The sequence below is a fragment of the Kluyvera sp. NPDC087067 genome (assembly GCF_044745165.1).
Taxonomy (GTDB): domain Bacteria; phylum Pseudomonadota; class Gammaproteobacteria; order Enterobacterales; family Enterobacteriaceae; genus Kluyvera.
Map to the genome: position 1 here is coordinate 643697 of NZ_JBIUZS010000001.1, position 15512 is coordinate 659208.

14 protein-coding genes and 1 pseudogene are annotated in these 15512 nt (G+C 52.5%); 9 read left to right on the plus strand and 6 right to left on the minus strand.

The window, feature by feature from the left end; all coding sequences use genetic code 11:
- Positions 1-84: 84 nt before the first annotated feature.
- Positions 85-1701, plus strand: a complete 1617-nt coding sequence (locus ACIPDS_RS03095) for an ABC transporter substrate-binding protein (protein ID WP_400732498.1) — start codon at positions 85-87, stop codon at positions 1699-1701.
- A 97-nt stretch (positions 1702-1798) separates the two neighbouring features.
- Here ACIPDS_RS03095 and ACIPDS_RS03100 read toward each other — a convergent pair whose 3' ends face one another.
- Positions 1799-2743: a LysR substrate-binding domain-containing protein gene (locus ACIPDS_RS03100; protein ID WP_400732501.1), complete on the minus strand. Its 945-nt coding sequence runs from the start codon at positions 2741-2743 to the stop codon at positions 1799-1801.
- Positions 2744-2840: 97 nt separating this feature from the next.
- On the opposite strand from ACIPDS_RS03100, the gene ACIPDS_RS03105 reads away from it, so the two are divergent.
- Together ACIPDS_RS03105 and ACIPDS_RS03110 are read left to right on the plus strand one after the other, a co-directional pair.
- Positions 2841-3275: a DMT family transporter gene (locus ACIPDS_RS03105; protein WP_400732504.1), complete on the plus strand. Its 435-nt coding sequence runs from the start codon at positions 2841-2843 to the stop codon at positions 3273-3275.
- Positions 3276-3278: 3 nt separating this feature from the next.
- Positions 3279-3731, plus strand: coding sequence for a DMT family transporter (locus ACIPDS_RS03110; RefSeq protein WP_400732506.1), 453 nt, complete (start codon positions 3279-3281; stop codon positions 3729-3731).
- 13 nt (positions 3732-3744) lie between these two features.
- Here the strand turns inward: ACIPDS_RS03110 and ACIPDS_RS03115 are convergent, their stop codons facing one another.
- Positions 3745-5880 (minus strand): putative bifunctional diguanylate cyclase/phosphodiesterase, encoded by a 2136-nt coding sequence (locus ACIPDS_RS03115; RefSeq protein ID WP_400733434.1) that lies wholly within the window; start codon positions 5878-5880, stop codon positions 3745-3747.
- A 378-nt stretch (positions 5881-6258) separates the two neighbouring features.
- Between ACIPDS_RS03115 and ACIPDS_RS03120 the strand changes: the two genes are divergently transcribed.
- The 3 genes from ACIPDS_RS03120 to dbpA all read left to right on the plus strand — a co-directional run bounded on the left by ACIPDS_RS03120 (position 6259) and on the right by dbpA (position 10283).
- The gene (locus tag ACIPDS_RS03120; protein WP_400732508.1) at positions 6259-7428 is read left to right on the plus strand and encodes a methyl-accepting chemotaxis protein; all 1170 of its coding nucleotides are present in this window, start codon (positions 6259-6261) and stop codon (positions 7426-7428) included.
- 165 nt (positions 7429-7593) lie between these two features.
- Positions 7594-8577 (plus strand): zinc transporter ZntB, encoded by a 984-nt coding sequence (gene zntB / locus ACIPDS_RS03125; RefSeq protein WP_166514483.1) that lies wholly within the window; start codon positions 7594-7596, stop codon positions 8575-8577.
- 332 nt (positions 8578-8909) lie between these two features.
- Positions 8910-10283 carry an ATP-dependent RNA helicase DbpA gene (gene dbpA, locus ACIPDS_RS03130; protein ID WP_166514008.1) on the plus strand — a complete coding sequence of 458 codons (1374 nt, stop codon included), beginning with the start codon at positions 8910-8912 and terminating at the stop codon, positions 10281-10283.
- 46 nt (positions 10284-10329) lie between these two features.
- On the opposite strand, the gene ttcA is transcribed toward dbpA, so the two are convergent.
- The 3 genes and pseudogenes from ttcA to ACIPDS_RS03145 form a co-directional block, all read right to left on the minus strand.
- Complete coding sequence (ttcA, locus tag ACIPDS_RS03135; protein WP_166514007.1) at positions 10330-11265, minus strand: tRNA 2-thiocytidine(32) synthetase TtcA; 936 nt, start codon at positions 11263-11265, stop codon at positions 10330-10332.
- A 12-nt stretch (positions 11266-11277) separates the two neighbouring features.
- Positions 11278-11479 (minus strand): annotated as a pseudogene (locus ACIPDS_RS03140) (hypothetical protein); the annotation flags it as partial.
- Positions 11480-11556: 77 nt separating this feature from the next.
- Positions 11557-12039, minus strand: a complete 483-nt coding sequence (locus ACIPDS_RS03145) for a glutathione peroxidase (protein ID WP_400732510.1) — start codon at positions 12037-12039, stop codon at positions 11557-11559.
- A gap of 275 nt (positions 12040-12314) precedes the next feature.
- Between ACIPDS_RS03145 and ACIPDS_RS03150 the strand changes: the two genes are divergently transcribed.
- From ACIPDS_RS03150 to ACIPDS_RS03160, 3 genes are read left to right on the plus strand one after another with little or no spacing between them, the layout of a single operon-like run.
- The gene (locus ACIPDS_RS03150; RefSeq protein ID WP_400732513.1) at positions 12315-13460 is read left to right on the plus strand and encodes a transglutaminase domain-containing protein; all 1146 of its coding nucleotides are present in this window, start codon (positions 12315-12317) and stop codon (positions 13458-13460) included.
- Positions 13438-13794 carry a hypothetical protein gene (locus ACIPDS_RS03155; protein WP_400732515.1) on the plus strand — a complete coding sequence of 119 codons (357 nt, stop codon included), beginning with the start codon at positions 13438-13440 and terminating at the stop codon, positions 13792-13794. Before ACIPDS_RS03150 ends, ACIPDS_RS03155 begins: the two co-directional genes overlap by 23 nt.
- Positions 13791-14072 (plus strand): heavy-metal-associated domain-containing protein, encoded by a 282-nt coding sequence (locus ACIPDS_RS03160; RefSeq protein WP_400732517.1) that lies wholly within the window; start codon positions 13791-13793, stop codon positions 14070-14072. The genes ACIPDS_RS03155 and ACIPDS_RS03160 overlap by 4 nt, the downstream gene beginning before the upstream one ends.
- Positions 14073-14135: 63 nt before the next feature.
- Here ACIPDS_RS03160 and ompC read toward each other — a convergent pair whose 3' ends face one another.
- Entirely contained in the window at positions 14136-15281 is a 1146-nt protein-coding gene (gene ompC, locus ACIPDS_RS03165) for a porin OmpC (protein WP_400732519.1), read from the minus strand.
- Positions 15282-15512 lie beyond the last annotated feature (231 nt).

Here is a 15512-nt window from a genome sequence, read left to right on the forward strand (position 1 = left end):
GCGATATGTTATTTGCAATTATGTAAAGTGAAACAAATAATATTTTCATTAAGTTATCTGGGATTTTTATTTTAAGGGGATGTCATGAAGTATCCTTTCACCCTGGCCTGTAGCGCCGCACTCTTGTCAGGTCTGAGTTTTGCCGCCACCGCGGCCGACGTTCCCGCCGGGACAGTATTGGCGAAACAGCAGGAGCTGGTGCGCCATATTAAAGATGAGCCGGCATCACTCGATCCTGCTAAAGCGGTGGGTTTGCCGGAGATTCAGGTCATTCGTGACCTGTTTGAAGGATTAGTTAACCAGGATGCCAACGGCAATATCATTCCGGGTGTGGCGACGCGCTGGCAGACTAACGATCAGAAAATCTGGACCTTTACCCTGCGTAACGATGCGAAATGGTCAGACGGCACGCCGGTGACCGCGCAGGATTTTGTTTACAGCTGGCAGCGTCTGGTGGATCCGCAAACGACATCACCTTTTGCCTGGTTTGCGGCCCTTGCGGGGATGGCTAACGCGCAGGACATCATCGACGGTAAAGCCAAACCTGAAACCCTGGGAGTTACCGCGGTTGATGCCCACACGCTGCGCGTGCAGCTTGATAAACCGCTGCCATGGTTTGTCAATCTGACCGCCAACTTCTCCCTGTTCCCGGTCAACAAGGCTAACGTTGACAGTGATAAAAACTGGACGCGTCCGGGGAAACTGGTGGGTAACGGCGCATACGTGCTGACCGACCGCGTGGTGAACGAGAAACTGGTCGCAACGCCGAACAAACATTACTGGGATAACGCGAAAACTATTATCCAGAAAGTGACCTTTGTACCGATTAACCAGGAGTCGGCGGCAACGAAACGTTATCGTGCGGGCGATATCGACATCACCGAGTCATTCCCGAAAAACCAGTATCAGAAGCTGAAAAAAGAGCTGCCGGGTCAGGTTTATACCCCAGCCCAGTTGGGCACCTATTATTACGCTTTCAATACCCAGAAAGGGCCGACCGCCGATGCGCGCGTGCGTCTGGCGCTGAGCATGACCATCGACCGTCGCATTATTGCCGAGAAGGTGCTGGGAACGGGTGAAAAACCGGCGTGGCGTTTGACGCCAGACGTGACCGCGGGCTTTAAACCGCAGCCATCGGCGCTGGAACAAAGCAGTCAGGCTGAGCTGAACGCCCAGGCGAAAATGCTGTTGCAGGCGGCGGGCTACGGTCCGGGCCGTCCGTTGAATCTCACGCTGTTGTACAACACCTCGGAAAACCATCAGAAGATTGCTATTGCGGTTGCATCGATGTGGAAGAAAAATCTGGGTGTGGATGTGAAGCTGCAAAACCAGGAGTGGAAAACCTACATCGATAGCCGCAATACCGGTAATTTTGACGTGATCCGCGCATCGTGGGTGGGGGACTACAACGAACCGTCAACGTTCCTGTCGCTGCTGACCTCAACCAATAGCGGCAACATCTCACGCTTTAACGATCCGGCCTACGATAAGGTTATTCGCCAGGCATCGCAGGAAAATACCGCGGCGGCACGTAATGCTGATTACAACGAAGCGGAAAAAATTCTCGCAGAGAAAGCGCCGATTGCGCCAATCTACCAGTACACCAACGGGCGTTTAATCAAACCGTGGGTGAAAGGATATCCGATAACCAACCCGGAAGATGTGGCGTACACGCATACGATGTATCTGGTGAAACACTGATTGTTAAATAAAACATCCTGCTGGCGTACTCCCGCCAGCAGAATGATCTCTTCAAGCCCATGTATAGGTCCGATCACTCACGAACCCTGAAATCCTGTTAAACAGGAGATGGGACTTGCCAGTAGAGCGGCGTACCGAACACCTCAAGATAGTAATCAATGACTGCGCGAACATTAAGCGGTGGATGGCGTGCGTTGGGATAGATAGCCGAAATCTGCTGGGCGTCGGCATGTATTGCGACCTCAAAATCCGCCAGCACTTTCACCAGGCTGCCGTTTTTCAGGCTGTCGCCAATCAACCAGTCCGGGAACAAAACCAGTCCCATGTCGCTTAACGCCGCGGTGAGGAGCGATTCTGCGTTATTCGATGTCATGCGCGCGGTAACCGGATAGTGCACCCACGGCTGCGTACCTTGCTTCATCAGCCAGCGGTTAGCGCCGGAAGAACCTTTGTACACCAGACATCGGTGCTGCGAAATATCCGCGGGCGTCAGCGGGGTGCCGTGTTTTTGCAGATAGCCGGGTGAGGCGGCCAGATGATAATGCTGGTCGCCAAACGTGCGGGCATGAAAACCCGAGTCGGTGAGGGCAGCGATGCGGAAGATAACATCGGCGGCTTCACGATGCGGATCGATAAAATCATCGGTGAGGATCAGTTCAACGTGTAACGCGGGGTAGCGTTCAATCAGGCCGCTTAACCATGGCGCGATGTGGCGTTGACCAAAAAAGACCGGAGCATTAATACGCACCGTTCCTGATGGGGTCGAGGCGCGATTTTGCAGGACTTCTGTTGCCCGACTTAGCTCATCCGCCATCGCGCGGACAAACTCAATCAATTGATGCGCGGCTTCTGTGGGGATCACCGAGCGGGTATTACGATAGAAAAGCTGCTGCCCAACGGCGGCTTCAAACTGCTGCATGGTGCGAGAAATCATCGATGCTGAAACGCCTTCTTTACGCGCGACCCGCGAAAAACTCTGCGCGTCATAGACGGCGATAAAGAACATCAGCGTGCGAATATTGATATTACTAAGATCGAGCATTAATGCAGAACCTGAAAAAGTGTTTCCCCACTTATACCATTTTTAAGTCAGTCTGAATCGCCTATCTTTCCCGGCACTTTTAACGGGAGAGTGATGGATGCAATTTTTACTGATACTACTGACCATAGTCGGGGGGATGGGGCTGTCCGTGGAGGCGGGGATCCTCGGGCCGCTAGGCGCTGAAGTTGGCGATTTATGGGCGACCTTTAGCATCTTCGGCGTCGGCACGGTGTTGACCTTTTTATTGATGCTATTTTTTAGCCCGCGCAACGCGCCGTCGTATTTTGCCCAGCCCGGCTGGACGCTTCTGGGCGGCATACTTGGCCCCATTTATGTGGTGGCATTAACCGTGGCCGCACCCGTTATTGGCGTCGCGATGACCATGATTGGCGTCCTCGCAGGGCAGGTTTTCAAAAGCCTGCTGATTGATCATTACGGCTTATTTGGTACGCCGCACCGTAAAATTAATGTGCGCCGCGTTTATGCCCTGATTTTCATTCTGGCTGCACTATTACTGGTGGCAAAGGGATAAGTTATGACCATACTGATGATTTTACTGGCGGTGCTCGGCGGCGCAACGCTGAGCGTGCAAGCTGCGATCAATGGCCGCCTCGGCGGGCAGGTCGGGGTGCTGAAATGTGCTTTTTTAACCTTTTCGGTCGGCGCGTTAGTCACCGCATTACTGATTCTCTATTTTGAACCTAAACAGGCTGTGACATTACTGGATGTCCCCAAATGGCAGCTGTTAGGGGCGATGCTGGGCGTGCCGTACATTGTGATTATGGTTATCGCCGTGCAGCGAATTGGTGCCGGTGTAGCCACCGTGGCGGTGATCTTCGGACAGCTTGCCATGAGTATGCTCATCGATAATTTCGGCTGGCTGAATAATGCCAGCATCGTATTCTCTCCCACGCGGTTTGCGGCGGTGGTCTGTTTAGCGATTGCGCTCTACTTTATCTACACAAGTCAGAAAAGCGCCTCATCCTGAGGTGGCGGGCACTTCAGGCCTGACGTTTTTTGCCCGCGGAGATATCCCGACGCAGAGCTGCCGGTGCGTTGGGCTCGCCGCTTAACGGCAAATTACTGAGCATAATTTCAATATCTTCTTCGGGCACCGGGTCTGAGAACCAGAACCCCTGTAACGCATCGCAGCCCAGCCCGGAGAGGATCCGCTGCTGTTCGTAGGTTTCAACGCCTTCCGCCACCACGTCCATATTCATCGAATGCGCAATGTGAATAATGGTGGAGACGATTTTGATATTTTTGCTGTTTTCGCGCATATCCTTCATAAAGCTTTTGTCCACTTTCAGCTCTTTGGCGGGAAGATCCTGTAGCGCCAGCATATTGGAGTATCCCACGCCGAAATTATCAATCGATAAGGTGATGCCCATTCGACAAAAGTCGTCAAATATCTGGGCGCTTCGCTCAAATCCATGCAGCGCGGTCGTTTCCGCCAGTTCAATGATAAGGCGGGTAGGTGAAACGCGATGACGCAAAAGCGCTTCACAGACCAGTTCGTAAAAGTTTTGCTGTTCAAACTGCACCGGCGAAATATTCAGGGAAAGCGTCCAGTCGTCGTGCCCGGCCAGGCTCCACTTGCGCAACTGCTCACAACCTTTTTCCAGAATCCAGTTGCCTACCGGGGTAATCAGCCCGGTGTTCTGGAGCGTCGGCAAAAAAACATCGGGTAACAGGATGCCTTTTTTCGGATGCCGCCAGCGCAGCAGCGCTTCAAAACCGAAAATACGTTTTTCTTTGACGTGATATTTGGGCTGATACCACAGCTCAAATTGCCCGCGTTCAAGGGCCTGGGTGAGGTCCTGGAGAAAGTGCGCGCCTTGCCAGGTGCTGTCGAGCATTGACTCATGGTAGAAAACCCAGCCGTTACGACCGCTGTGCTTGACGTTATACATGGCCGTGTCCGCCGACAGCTTCAGTTCCTGCGGCGTTTCACCATGTTTTGGATAGAAGCTGATGCCCACGCTCAGGGAAATTTGCAGTATCTGCCCGGAATGATAGAACGGGCGGCGAATACTCTCGACCATGCGGGTACAGATATCAGCGATTTCGGCCTCACTACAGTCGGGGGCCAGCAGGATAAACTCATCCCCGCCAATCCGCGCGAGCGTCATTTTGGGCGTCAGACATGCGCTCATGCGATTGGCTACCGAGACCAGCAGGTTATCGCCGACGTGGTGGCCCCACGCGTCGTTCACCAGCTTAAACCGGTCAAGATCCATCAACACCAGCGCAAACGTGCTGCCCGCCAGCCGCGACTGGTGTAGACACGCTAACAGCCGCATATCAATCTGGCTGCGGTTCGCCAGCCCCGTTAAGCCATCAAAACGCGCCTGTTGTTCCAGCTGTTGGTTGAGGCGTTGCAGATTCTCCGTCAGGCGAGTGGTACGAACCTGCGAATCGACCATTGAGATCATCAGCATCATGCCGAGCAGCACAAGGGTGGTGGCGGTAACCCAGATAGACAAGCCTTCTTCGCTTATCATCGCCGCAGAGTGCGCCATGGCGTGCCCATGACCGTGAAAGGTCGCGGCGCTCATGCCGGTGTAGTGCATTGCGGCAATCGCGATACCCATCGCCAGCGCCGCGCCAATGCGGGTTAACAGAACGCCTTTGCTGTTTAAGCGTAAGCTAAACGCCAGCCACAGAGCGACCCACGAGGCGACGATGGCAATGACAACCGATGCAAGAATTAAAGGAATGCTCCACGTGATTTGATCGTGCGCCATTAGCGCCGCCATACCGACGTAGTGCATCGTGACCACGCCGCTGCTTAAAAGCGCCGTCGCAATACACAGGCGCTTAAGCGAGAGCGTATTACCCGAAACGGCAATATTTATCGCCAGCGATGAAGCAACGATCGCCGCCAGTAATGAAACAATCGTCAGTTCAAGGTGATAGCTCATCGGCATCGGCATTTTCATCGCCAGCATGCCGATAAAATGCATTGACCAAATCCCAATGCCGAGAGTGGCACCGCCCGTTATGCGCCAGAATAGCGCCGCTTTTTTATTGGAGGCGGCAATTTTCGCCGCGCTATCCAGGGCGACAAAAGAAGCAATAAAGGCAACCAGAAATGAAATACCGACGAGTATCGGGTCCCACGAAGCGTGCAGCATCATGCAATCCATACCTTTTCATTAAGAGATTGTTATTAATCTATCAGTATAATCTGAATTTAAGCTAGAAAAATAATCAGCTAAATCAGCTTTATTACAATATTCTGAAAATAGGGTATTTTAATTTAGCAATGCTTAATGAAGATGAAATGCCGATAAATTAAATATGCTCAATTTTTATATTGTTCTTTCAATCCATGTGGTTAAGTATTTTTCATGCAATTGATGTTGGTGATTTCACTTTAGGGCAGATAAACGGCGGAGAAAAGGTAAACTGGTGCAGCTAATGTTTAAAGTGCAGAAAAATCTTAAAATGGTCTGGAAAATACAACTTCCGGTGATATAACAAAAATACACACCAGGAATTGGGAAAGGGTTATGTTTAAGAACATTAGCGTCCGAACGTTTATCCTGATATTTACTTTATCGGTCTTTATTATCGTAGACGTGATCTGCTTAATATTATCAAAGAATATATTCTTGCATCTGGCGATTAATATTGTATGGGTAGCAGCATTAGCATCGCTGTGGCTGTACATGACGAAATATCTGGTGACGCCAATCAATGCCGTCAAGCGCAGTATAGATGAGGTTAATGACGGTAACCTGGCGGTGCGCATTCCCATTTTTGGTGACAACTGTGCCGGACGTTTAATTCCGGGGATCAACAGCTTATCCAACAATATTTCAACGCTGGTGGCAGAAATTCGTGCATCCTCGGATACGGCAATGACATTATCGGAGCAGTTAGCTAATCGGAGCGCTGAGCTCTCGGTGAAAACCGAGCAGCAATCGGCAACGCTGATGCAGACCGCAGCCAGTATGGAACAGATTGCAGCCAGTACCAAAAATAACGCCGAACATACCCGTCTGGCGAGTGAGCGGGCCGGTGAGGCAACCCAGTGCGCGCGTAAGGGCGGGGCATTAATGGGCGATGTCGCCACCAATATGCAATCTATTACCGACTGCGCGCGACAAATGACGGAAATTATCGCCATGATTGATGGCATTGCCTTCCAGACCAATATACTGGCGCTCAATGCGGCAGTAGAGGCGGCGCGGGCGGGTGACCACGGGAAAGGATTTTCGGTGGTGGCGGGCGAAGTGCGCAACCTCGCCCATCGCAGTGCCGAAGCGGCGAAGAGTATTAAAAGCCTTATCAACGTCACCAGTGAAAACGTGACGCAGGGGGCCAGTATTGTCGCTGAGGCGGAGAAAAATATGCAGGAGATTGTGACCGGCTCGGGTGAGCTTAATAACCTCATGGGGCAGATAGCCGTGTCGACTTCCGAGCAGGAAAAAGGTATCGACCAGATTACAATGGCCCTGGCAGAGCTGGAAACGGTGACGCAAAGCAATATCGGCGTCGTGGAGGAGCTTGCAGGTTCCTCAGACATTCTCAAACGTCAGGTTGTTGAGCTGCAATCACGCACCCAAAGCTTCCGCATCGGTAACGAGGTGCGTGGGGCTGGTGAAATCTCCGCCGCCGAGCGATTACAGCCTTCGGTAGCCGGAGTGAGTGATCGGCATTTCTGGCAATCCTTCTGACCTGGCATCCCTTATCGCCCGGCGTCTGTGCCGGGCTTTATATGCTCAAACCCATCAAATATCCTCCCTTTTACGAATAATTTCAGCGCCATGGCACCGCCGCGAGTTGCTTAACATAAGCAGATGGCTAGACTATCAGGATCAATAGCGATGACCGGAGGCGATGTGGAAGCCATAAAGGGAGCAGATCTTAACGTGCCAGACGCCGTGTTTGCGTGGCTGCTGGATGGACAGGGCGGGGTAAAACCGTTAACCGATACTGAGATTGTCAGCAAAGATAATCCCTGCTGGCTGCACCTGAATTACACTCACCCCGATAGCGCCCAATGGTTGGCGAACACCCCATTGCTACCGGGTACAGTGCGAGAGGCGCTCGCAGGGGAAAGCGTACGCCCCCGTGTGACGCGTTTAGGTGAAGGCACGCTGATTACGCTGCGCTGTATTAACGGCAGTACCGATGAGCGTCCCGACCAACTGGTGGCTATGCGTTTATATATTGATGAACGCATTATCGTCTCAACCCGTCAGCGTAAAGTGCTGGCTCTTGACGACGTGATTAGCGATCTGCAAGAGGGCAGCGGCCCCACCGACTGCGGCTCCTGGCTGGTGGACGTGTGTGACGCGCTAACCGATCACGCAAGCGAATTTATCGAACAGCTGCACGACAAAATTATCGATCTGGAAGATAACCTGATGGAGCAGGAGGTGCCGCCGCGCGGTTTCCTGGCGCTGCTGCGTAAACAATTAATTGTCATGCGTCGCTATATGGCGCCGCAGCGGGATGTGTATGCCCGGCTGTCCAGCGAACGTCTTTCGTGGATGACCGACGATCACCGGCGCAGGATGCAGGACATTGCTGACCGACTGGGGCGAGGGCTGGATGAGATCGACGGCTGTATTGCGCGTACTGCCGTCATGACCGATGAAATAGCCCAGATGCTGCAGGAAAACCTCTCTCGACGAACCTATAACATGTCGTTGATGGCGATGGTCTTTTTGCCAAGCACGTTTCTGACCGGTTTGTTTGGCGTCAACCTGGGGGGAATTCCAGGCGGCGGCTGGCACATGGGGTTCACCCTCTTCTGTATTATGCTGGTATTACTCATTGGTGGTGTTACGTGGTGGTTACACCGTAGTAAATGGTTGTAAAAAATCACCTTTTTATTACCGTTTAACCGTGAAAACGCCGATTAAGTTGAGCGAGGTCAATAAACCGCCACTGCAATCGGGGCAATATCGTTCCTGCAGGTGAATGCAACGTCAAGCGATGGGCGTTGCGCTCCATATTGTCTTACTTCCTTTTTTTGAATTACTGCATAGCACAATTGATTCGTACGACGCCGGCTTAATAGAGTCGGCTTTTTTTTGCCTGTTTTCCGCTACCCTTACGCCACTCATCGATTATTATGTCGCATCAGCCAGCGAGATCTGCGAGGATACGCGCCTGCTGAACGTCAGCCCCTAATTCGCGAGAAAATATTGTGACCGCTTTTGCCTCCCTTAATGCACTGCCAGCCGCCCAGCTAGACAACCTGAACGACCTGGGCTATCTCTCCATGACCCCGGTTCAGGCGGCTGCGTTGCCCGCGATCCTTGCCGGTAAGGACGTGCGCGTGCAGGCAAAAACCGGCAGCGGTAAAACGGCTGCGTTTGGTCTTGGCCTGCTCCAGCACGTGGATGCCAGCCTGTTCCAGACCCAGTCGCTGGTGCTGTGCCCGACCCGCGAGCTGGCAGACCAGGTCGCAGGCGAAATTCGCCGTCTGGCGCGTTTTCTGCCAAACATCAAAGTCCTGACGCTTTGCGGCGGTCAGCCGTTTGGCGCGCAGCGTGACTCCTTACAGCACGCGCCGCACATTATTGTCGCTACGCCGGGCCGCCTGCTTGACCACCTGCAGAAAGGCACCGTCTCTCTTGAAGCGTTACAAACGCTGGTTATGGACGAAGCAGACCGCATGCTGGACATGGGCTTTAGCGATGCCATCAACGAAGTGATTCGTTTTGCCCCAGCATCACGTCAGACTTTACTGTTCTCCGCGACCTGGCCGGACGCGATTGCCGCTATCAGCGGACGCGTCCAGCGCGAACCGGAAACAATAGAAATTGACTCGGTTGATGCCTTACCTGCGGTTGAACAACAGTTCTTCGATGTCCCTCGCCACGGTAAAATTGCGCTGCTGCAACAGCTTCTGAGCCAGCATCAGCCTGCATCATGCGTGGTATTCTGCAACACCAAAAAAGATTGCCAGGCGGTCTATGAGGAGCTTAACGCCGCAGGGCAAAGCACCATTGCGCTGCACGGCGATCTCGAACAGCGCGATCGTGACCAGACGCTGGTGCGTTTTGCGAACGGCAGCGCTCGTATTCTGGTCGCTACCGACGTGGCCGCGCGTGGGCTGGACATTAAATCGCTGGCGATGGTCGTAAACTATGAGCTTGCCTGGGATCCTGAAGTGCACGTACACCGTATTGGTCGTACTGCCCGTGCGGGTAACAGCGGTCTGGCGGTGAGCTTCTGCGCGCCGGAGGAAGCACAGCGTGCCAACATCCTCGCTGAAATGCTCAATATTAAGCTGAACTGGATGCCGGAACCGGCTAAAACGCGCATCGTGCCACTGGAGCCAGAGATGGCAACCCTGTGCATCGACGGCGGTAAAAAAGCCAAAATGCGCGCTGGTGACGTGCTGGGCGCGTTAACCGGTGACGTCGGGCTGGTAGGCGCGGATATCGGCAAGATTGATGTTCATCCGGCGCACGTGTACGTCGCCGTGCGTGCTGACGTCGCGCATCAAGCGTTTAAGCTGTTACAGAAAGGCAAGATTAAAGGTAAGGCGTGTCGCGCGCGTCTGCTTAAATAAGCAAAGCAAATGGTGTCTCAGGCGGCAGCCTGAGACACCAGAGAGATTATTTTACTTCAACCACATCCAGACGTAGTTCATCTAACTGACCTTCATCTTCTTCCGGCTGCCAACCCATTGGCTGTAACGGCAACTCTTCACGGTCGAACGCCAGATCGCCGCCGTCAACCACTTCAGAATCGTGCGTCAGCGCTTTGAAATCAAACAGGCTGGTGTCGCTTAGGTGTGAAGGCACGACGTTCTGCATGGCGCTGAACATGGTTTCGATACGGCCCGGATAACGTTTATCCCAATCGCGCAGCATGTCACCAATCACCTGACGCTGGAGGTTCGGCTGTGAACCGCACAGGTTGCATGGAATAATCGGGAATTCTTTGGCCTCGGCAAAACGCTCGATATCTTTTTCGCGGCAGTAGGCCAGCGGGCGGATAACGATATGTTTGCCGTCGTCGCTCATCAGTTTCGGTGGCATGCCTTTCATCTTGCCGCCGTAGAACATGTTGAGGAACAGAGTCTGCAAAATATCATCGCGATGATGACCTAGCGCAATTTTGGTGGCGCCCAGTTCCGTAGCCGTGCGGTACAGAATGCCGCGACGCAGACGTGAGCACAGTGAGCAGGTGGTTTTGCCTTCCGGGATCTTCTCTTTCACGATCCCATAGGTATTTTCCTCGACGATTTTGTACTCGACACCCAGTTTTTCCAGATACTCCGGCAGAATATGCTCTGGGAACCCAGGCTGTTTCTGATCGAGGTTAACTGCCACCAGGCTAAAGCTAATCGGCGCGCTTTGCTGCAAATTGCGCAGGATTTCCAGCATGGTGTAGCTATCTTTACCGCCGGAGAGGCAAACCATAATGCGATCGCCATCTTCAATCATGTTGAAGTCGGCAATGGCTTCGCCCACGTTGCGACGCAGACGCTTTTGTAATTTGTTCAGGTTGTACTGCTCTTTCTTTGAAACTGTTTGATCTTCTTGCATTATTACCGTTCTCTAAAACCAAAAGGGGCATCTAAGGGCAAACGTTAGACAGACCCGACCTGCGATCGCATCTTTGGCTTGGTTCACCCTTTGCGCGTTCTTAAGCCCCATCTGATTAGCTATATAATGATGGGTTCGCTAAAAGCCAGCAGGCAAAAGTATGTCGCGTATGGTACGGATTCCGGCGACGAATGCCAGCACGTTTTACGGCTGCCATTCGTCACTGCCTGACGAGCCTGGAAGTTGCGCTTTTATTGTGTTGTGAAAAGTGCGCTCCGATAAATGAAGCGCTTAGCGCTCCAGAGCTGCGACAATGGTCGATTCCATTTTCTCCGGCGTGGTGATAGGGGCGAATCGCTGGAGCGGCTTGCCGTCGCGACCGACCAGAAATTTGGTGAAATTCCACTTGATGCGCCTGCCGAATACGCCCGGCAATGCGTTTTTCAGATAACGAAACACCGGATGTGCGGCGCGTCCGTTGACCGCCACCTTTTCAAATATCGGAAAGCTCACCCCGTAGTTTATCTGGCAGGTCTGCGCAATGTCGTCCGTGCCGCCAGGCTCCTGCTTACCAAACTGGTTGCAGGGGAATCCCAGAATCACCAGTCCCTGAGCGGCGTACTTCTTATAGAGGGCTTCAAGCCCCGCGTATTGGGGGGTAAAGCCGCAGTGGCTTGCCGTATTCACGACCAGAACCAGTTTACCGGCGTAGTCTGCCATGGAAACAGGCTCACCCTGTAGATTGGTGGCAGTCAGTTGATGAAAGGTGGTCATGTTGCAGTCCTCAGCGCACAGATGTTACTCATTAGACTATGAGTGTAGGCAAAACCGCGCAAGCGTGGCTTTCCGGCACACATTCCAGGATAAACTCTGCAAGCCATTGTCGCAGGGCAGGGAATAAGCCAGCCTGCTTTTAGCATTAGCCCTCCTTTTGCCAATTTTACTCCCTCATATTCGTTGTCGTGATGAGTGTGTCGTCGCATAATAGCGCCCAACCTCCGCAGGTGCGGGGTTAAGCGCCAGCTTTTTCTGGTGATGAAGGATACACAATGGAAAGGCGTCACTTTCTAAAAGGTGCTGCGGCACTCTCTACCCTTGGTCTGGTTAGCCCGGTTTTCGCGAAAACAGAAGCAAAAGCGCAGCCTGCGGTTTCATCTTCGGGTAAATATCGCCGTTTTGTGATGACGCAAACCTACAGCCTGAAGGCGCCTGAAGGCTCTTCCGGCAAGGTGAATTTGTGGATCCCTATTCCAGAAGAGACGGCTTTCCAGCAATTGCTGAATCTCTCTTTTAGCGGTAATTATCAGTCGGCGACGCTTAACGCCAACAACCGCTACGGTGCAAAGGTACTGTTCGTGACCTGGCCTGCCTCCAGCGGCCCGCTTGAAATCAAGGTTGAGATGGAAATCGAAACCCGCGATTGGGAAGTGCTGAAAGATAACCGCCTGGCCGACTGGCAGCTGCCGGTTGAAGGTGCGGTCATTCCAGATGAGATCAAGCCGTTCCTGAATGCTACCCCGCATATTCCCGTGGATGGCCTCGTGAAAGAGACTGCCCTGAAAATTATTGGCAATGAAAAAGCACCGCTGAAACAGGCTCGCCTGATCCACGATTGGGTCAGTACCCATATGCATCGCGACGATGCGGTGATTGGTTGCGGTACCGGTGATGTTGGCGAAATCCTTAAAACCGGCAAGCTGGGCGGTAAATGCACCGACATTAACTCCGTGTTCGTGGCGCTGTGTCGTGCGGTGGGTATCCCGGCGCGCGAAATGTTCGGTATTCGTTTAGGCGCCAGCCGTAAGCTTGATAGCTACTCTAAAAAAGCGTTTGGCAGTGCCGATGCGCAGGGAGTAGCTAAAATCAGCGGCGGCCAACACTGCCGCGCCATGTTCTGGCTGGCCGGTTTTGGCTGGATGCCCGCTGACCCGGCGGATGTCACGAAAATGCGCCTGACCGAGAAGAAAGAAAACGGTGACCCGGCGGTGACGGCGGTGAACGATTACCTGTTCGGTAACTGGGAAATGAACTGGGTTGGCTTTAACCACGGCCGCGATTTTGCGCTGTCGCCAGCGGCTGAGCAGGGCGACATCAATAACCTCGGCTATCCGTATGCCGAAGTTGATGGCGACCCACTGAACTTCTACGATCCAGCCGCATTTAGCTACGATTATGTCAGCATCGAACAGCATTAAGGGCGGGCTCCTGACGTTGCTGGCGGCGGTTATCGCCGCTGGCGCTTCAACCTTGTGCTGCATTGGGCCGCTGCTGTACCTGCTTTTTGGTATCTCTGCGGCAGGGTTGGTCGGTATCCCGGGCGCGAGCTGGTTACAAATCCCGATGGTGATTGTGGCTATCGGACTGATGGCGCGCGGTTTCTGGCGTTTACATTTATCGACTAAACCGGTGTGCGTGAACGTGGTCAGCCGTCGGGTGTTGGTGTGGCTATATTGGCTCGCCGTACCGTTGGTGCTGGCGCTGATAACCTATCCATATGTTTTGCCGTGGATTTGGGAGTGGATGGAATGAAAAAAGCAGTTATCCTGGCGCTACTGATGGTGTCCCCATTGGGGTGGGCTGCCGATAAGCTGGTGACGATTGATGTCGGCGAGATGAATTGTCCGCTGTGCGTGATTTCGATTAATCAGGCATTGCGCACGACTGAGGGTGTCGTTAAGGCGAAAGCGTCGCTAAAAACGCGTCAGGCGCAGGTGGTGGTGCCGGAAAATTTCGATAATCAGAAATTGCTGGCGGCGATTGCCAAAACGGGCTTTAAGGGTGAAATCCACGGAGAAAGCGTGGTGTAGTAACCGTTGTGCGTCGTACCGTAAAAAAGAAACCCGCCATTGCCAGCGGGTTTTTTTATGGGATTAGAACTGGTAAACCAGACCCATCGCCACGACGTTATCAGTGTTGATACCGTTGTTAGCGTAGAAGTTACCGTCGTCGTTATCGTTCAGCAGGTTGATTTTGTAATCAACGTAGGTGGACATGTTTTTGTTGAAGTAGTAGGTTGCGCCTACATCCATGTATTTAACCAGATCGTGATCGCCTGCATTGGTGCCGTTGGCATTGAGCAGATCTTTACCTTTGGACTGCAGGTAAGAAATCGCCGGACGCAGGCCGAAATCGAACTGGTATTGAGCGGTGACTTCCACGTTCTGCGTCTTGTCGGCGATACCGTAATTACCATACGGGGTCATGTTGCGCGTTTCAGAGTACATGGCCGCAAGGTAGACGTTATTCGCGTCATATTTCAGGCCGGTAGTCCATGCTTCAGCCGTTTCACCTTTCGCAAACTGGGCATGAGAGCCGTTTTGTTGCTCATTGGTACGGTCGGACGTTGAGTAGGCCGCCGCAGCGCTGAAGCCCATGCCGAAGTCATAAGAAGTGGAAATACCGAAGCCGTCGCCGTTGTCTTTACGCACGTTGTCGCTGCCGGTACGGTTGTTGGTACCTACGTCGTCGCCTTCACCGCTCTGGTTTTCGTTTTTGCCCTGATACTGCAAAGCGAAGTTCAGACCGTCAACCAAACCGAAGAAATCGTTGTTACGATAGGTTGCCACGCCGTTGGTACGGCCTGTCATATAGTTGTCTGAATAGGTGTAAGAGTCGCCACCGAATTCTGGCAGCATATCGGTCCAGCCTTCAACGTCGTACAGTACGCCGTAGTTACGACCGTAGTCGAATGAACCGTATTCGCCAAATTTCAGACCCGCAAAGCCCAGACGGGTCCATGCGTTATCGGTATTGCTTTCGGTATTGTTAGCCTGGACGTTATATTCCCACTGACCATAACCGGTCAGCATATCGTTAATCTGCGTCTCGCCTTTGAAGCCGAAACGAACATAGCTCTGATCGCCATCGCTATTAGAGTTGCTGGAGAAATAATGCAGACCATCTACTTTACCGTAGACATCTAATTTGTTGCCGTCTTTATTATAGATTTCTGCGGCGTGAGCTGCGCCTGCTGCGAGCAGGGCAGGAATGACGAGGGCCAGTACTTTTCTGTTCATTGAAAATATTCCTTTAGATTTTTTATATTCGCGCACTTCCAGATTAAGGAAGTGAGTTAATGCTAAAGGAGAGTTATGTCAGATGGTAAATAACATTTGTTACGATATGAGTAAAATCTCAAGCATATGATTCAACTGAAATCATGATGGATTTCATGAATATATCAAGCGTGAAATATACAAAATAAAAATTATACAATTAAAAATGGCTGGCGTACTCTACGTCCGTTA

Bases quoted from the DNA above. Each gene is read 5' to 3' on its own strand.
- ACIPDS_RS03145 (WP_400732510.1), bottom strand. From the start codon at position 12,039: ATGACCACCTTTCATCAACTGACTGCCACCAATCTACAGGGTGAGCCT.
- ACIPDS_RS03115 (WP_400733434.1), bottom strand. From the start codon at position 5,880: ATGCTGCACGCTTCGTGGGACCCGATACTCGTCGGTATTTCATTTCTG.
- ACIPDS_RS03095 (WP_400732498.1), top strand. From the start codon at position 85: ATGAAGTATCCTTTCACCCTGGCCTGTAGCGCCGCACTCTTGTCAGGT.
- ACIPDS_RS03105 (WP_400732504.1), top strand. From the start codon at position 2,841: ATGCAATTTTTACTGATACTACTGACCATAGTCGGGGGGATGGGGCTG.
- ttcA (WP_166514007.1), bottom strand. From the start codon at position 11,265: ATGCAAGAAGATCAAACAGTTTCAAAGAAAGAGCAGTACAACCTGAAC.
- ACIPDS_RS03120 (WP_400732508.1), top strand. From the start codon at position 6,259: ATGTTTAAGAACATTAGCGTCCGAACGTTTATCCTGATATTTACTTTA.
- ompC (WP_400732519.1), bottom strand. From the start codon at position 15,281: ATGAACAGAAAAGTACTGGCCCTCGTCATTCCTGCCCTGCTCGCAGCA.
- ACIPDS_RS03110 (WP_400732506.1), top strand. From the start codon at position 3,279: ATGACCATACTGATGATTTTACTGGCGGTGCTCGGCGGCGCAACGCTG.
- ACIPDS_RS03150 (WP_400732513.1), top strand. From the start codon at position 12,315: ATGGAAAGGCGTCACTTTCTAAAAGGTGCTGCGGCACTCTCTACCCTT.
- ACIPDS_RS03160 (WP_400732517.1), top strand. From the start codon at position 13,791: ATGAAAAAAGCAGTTATCCTGGCGCTACTGATGGTGTCCCCATTGGGG.
- ACIPDS_RS03100 (WP_400732501.1), bottom strand. From the start codon at position 2,743: ATGCTCGATCTTAGTAATATCAATATTCGCACGCTGATGTTCTTTATC.
- ACIPDS_RS03155 (WP_400732515.1), top strand. From the start codon at position 13,438: ATGTCAGCATCGAACAGCATTAAGGGCGGGCTCCTGACGTTGCTGGCG.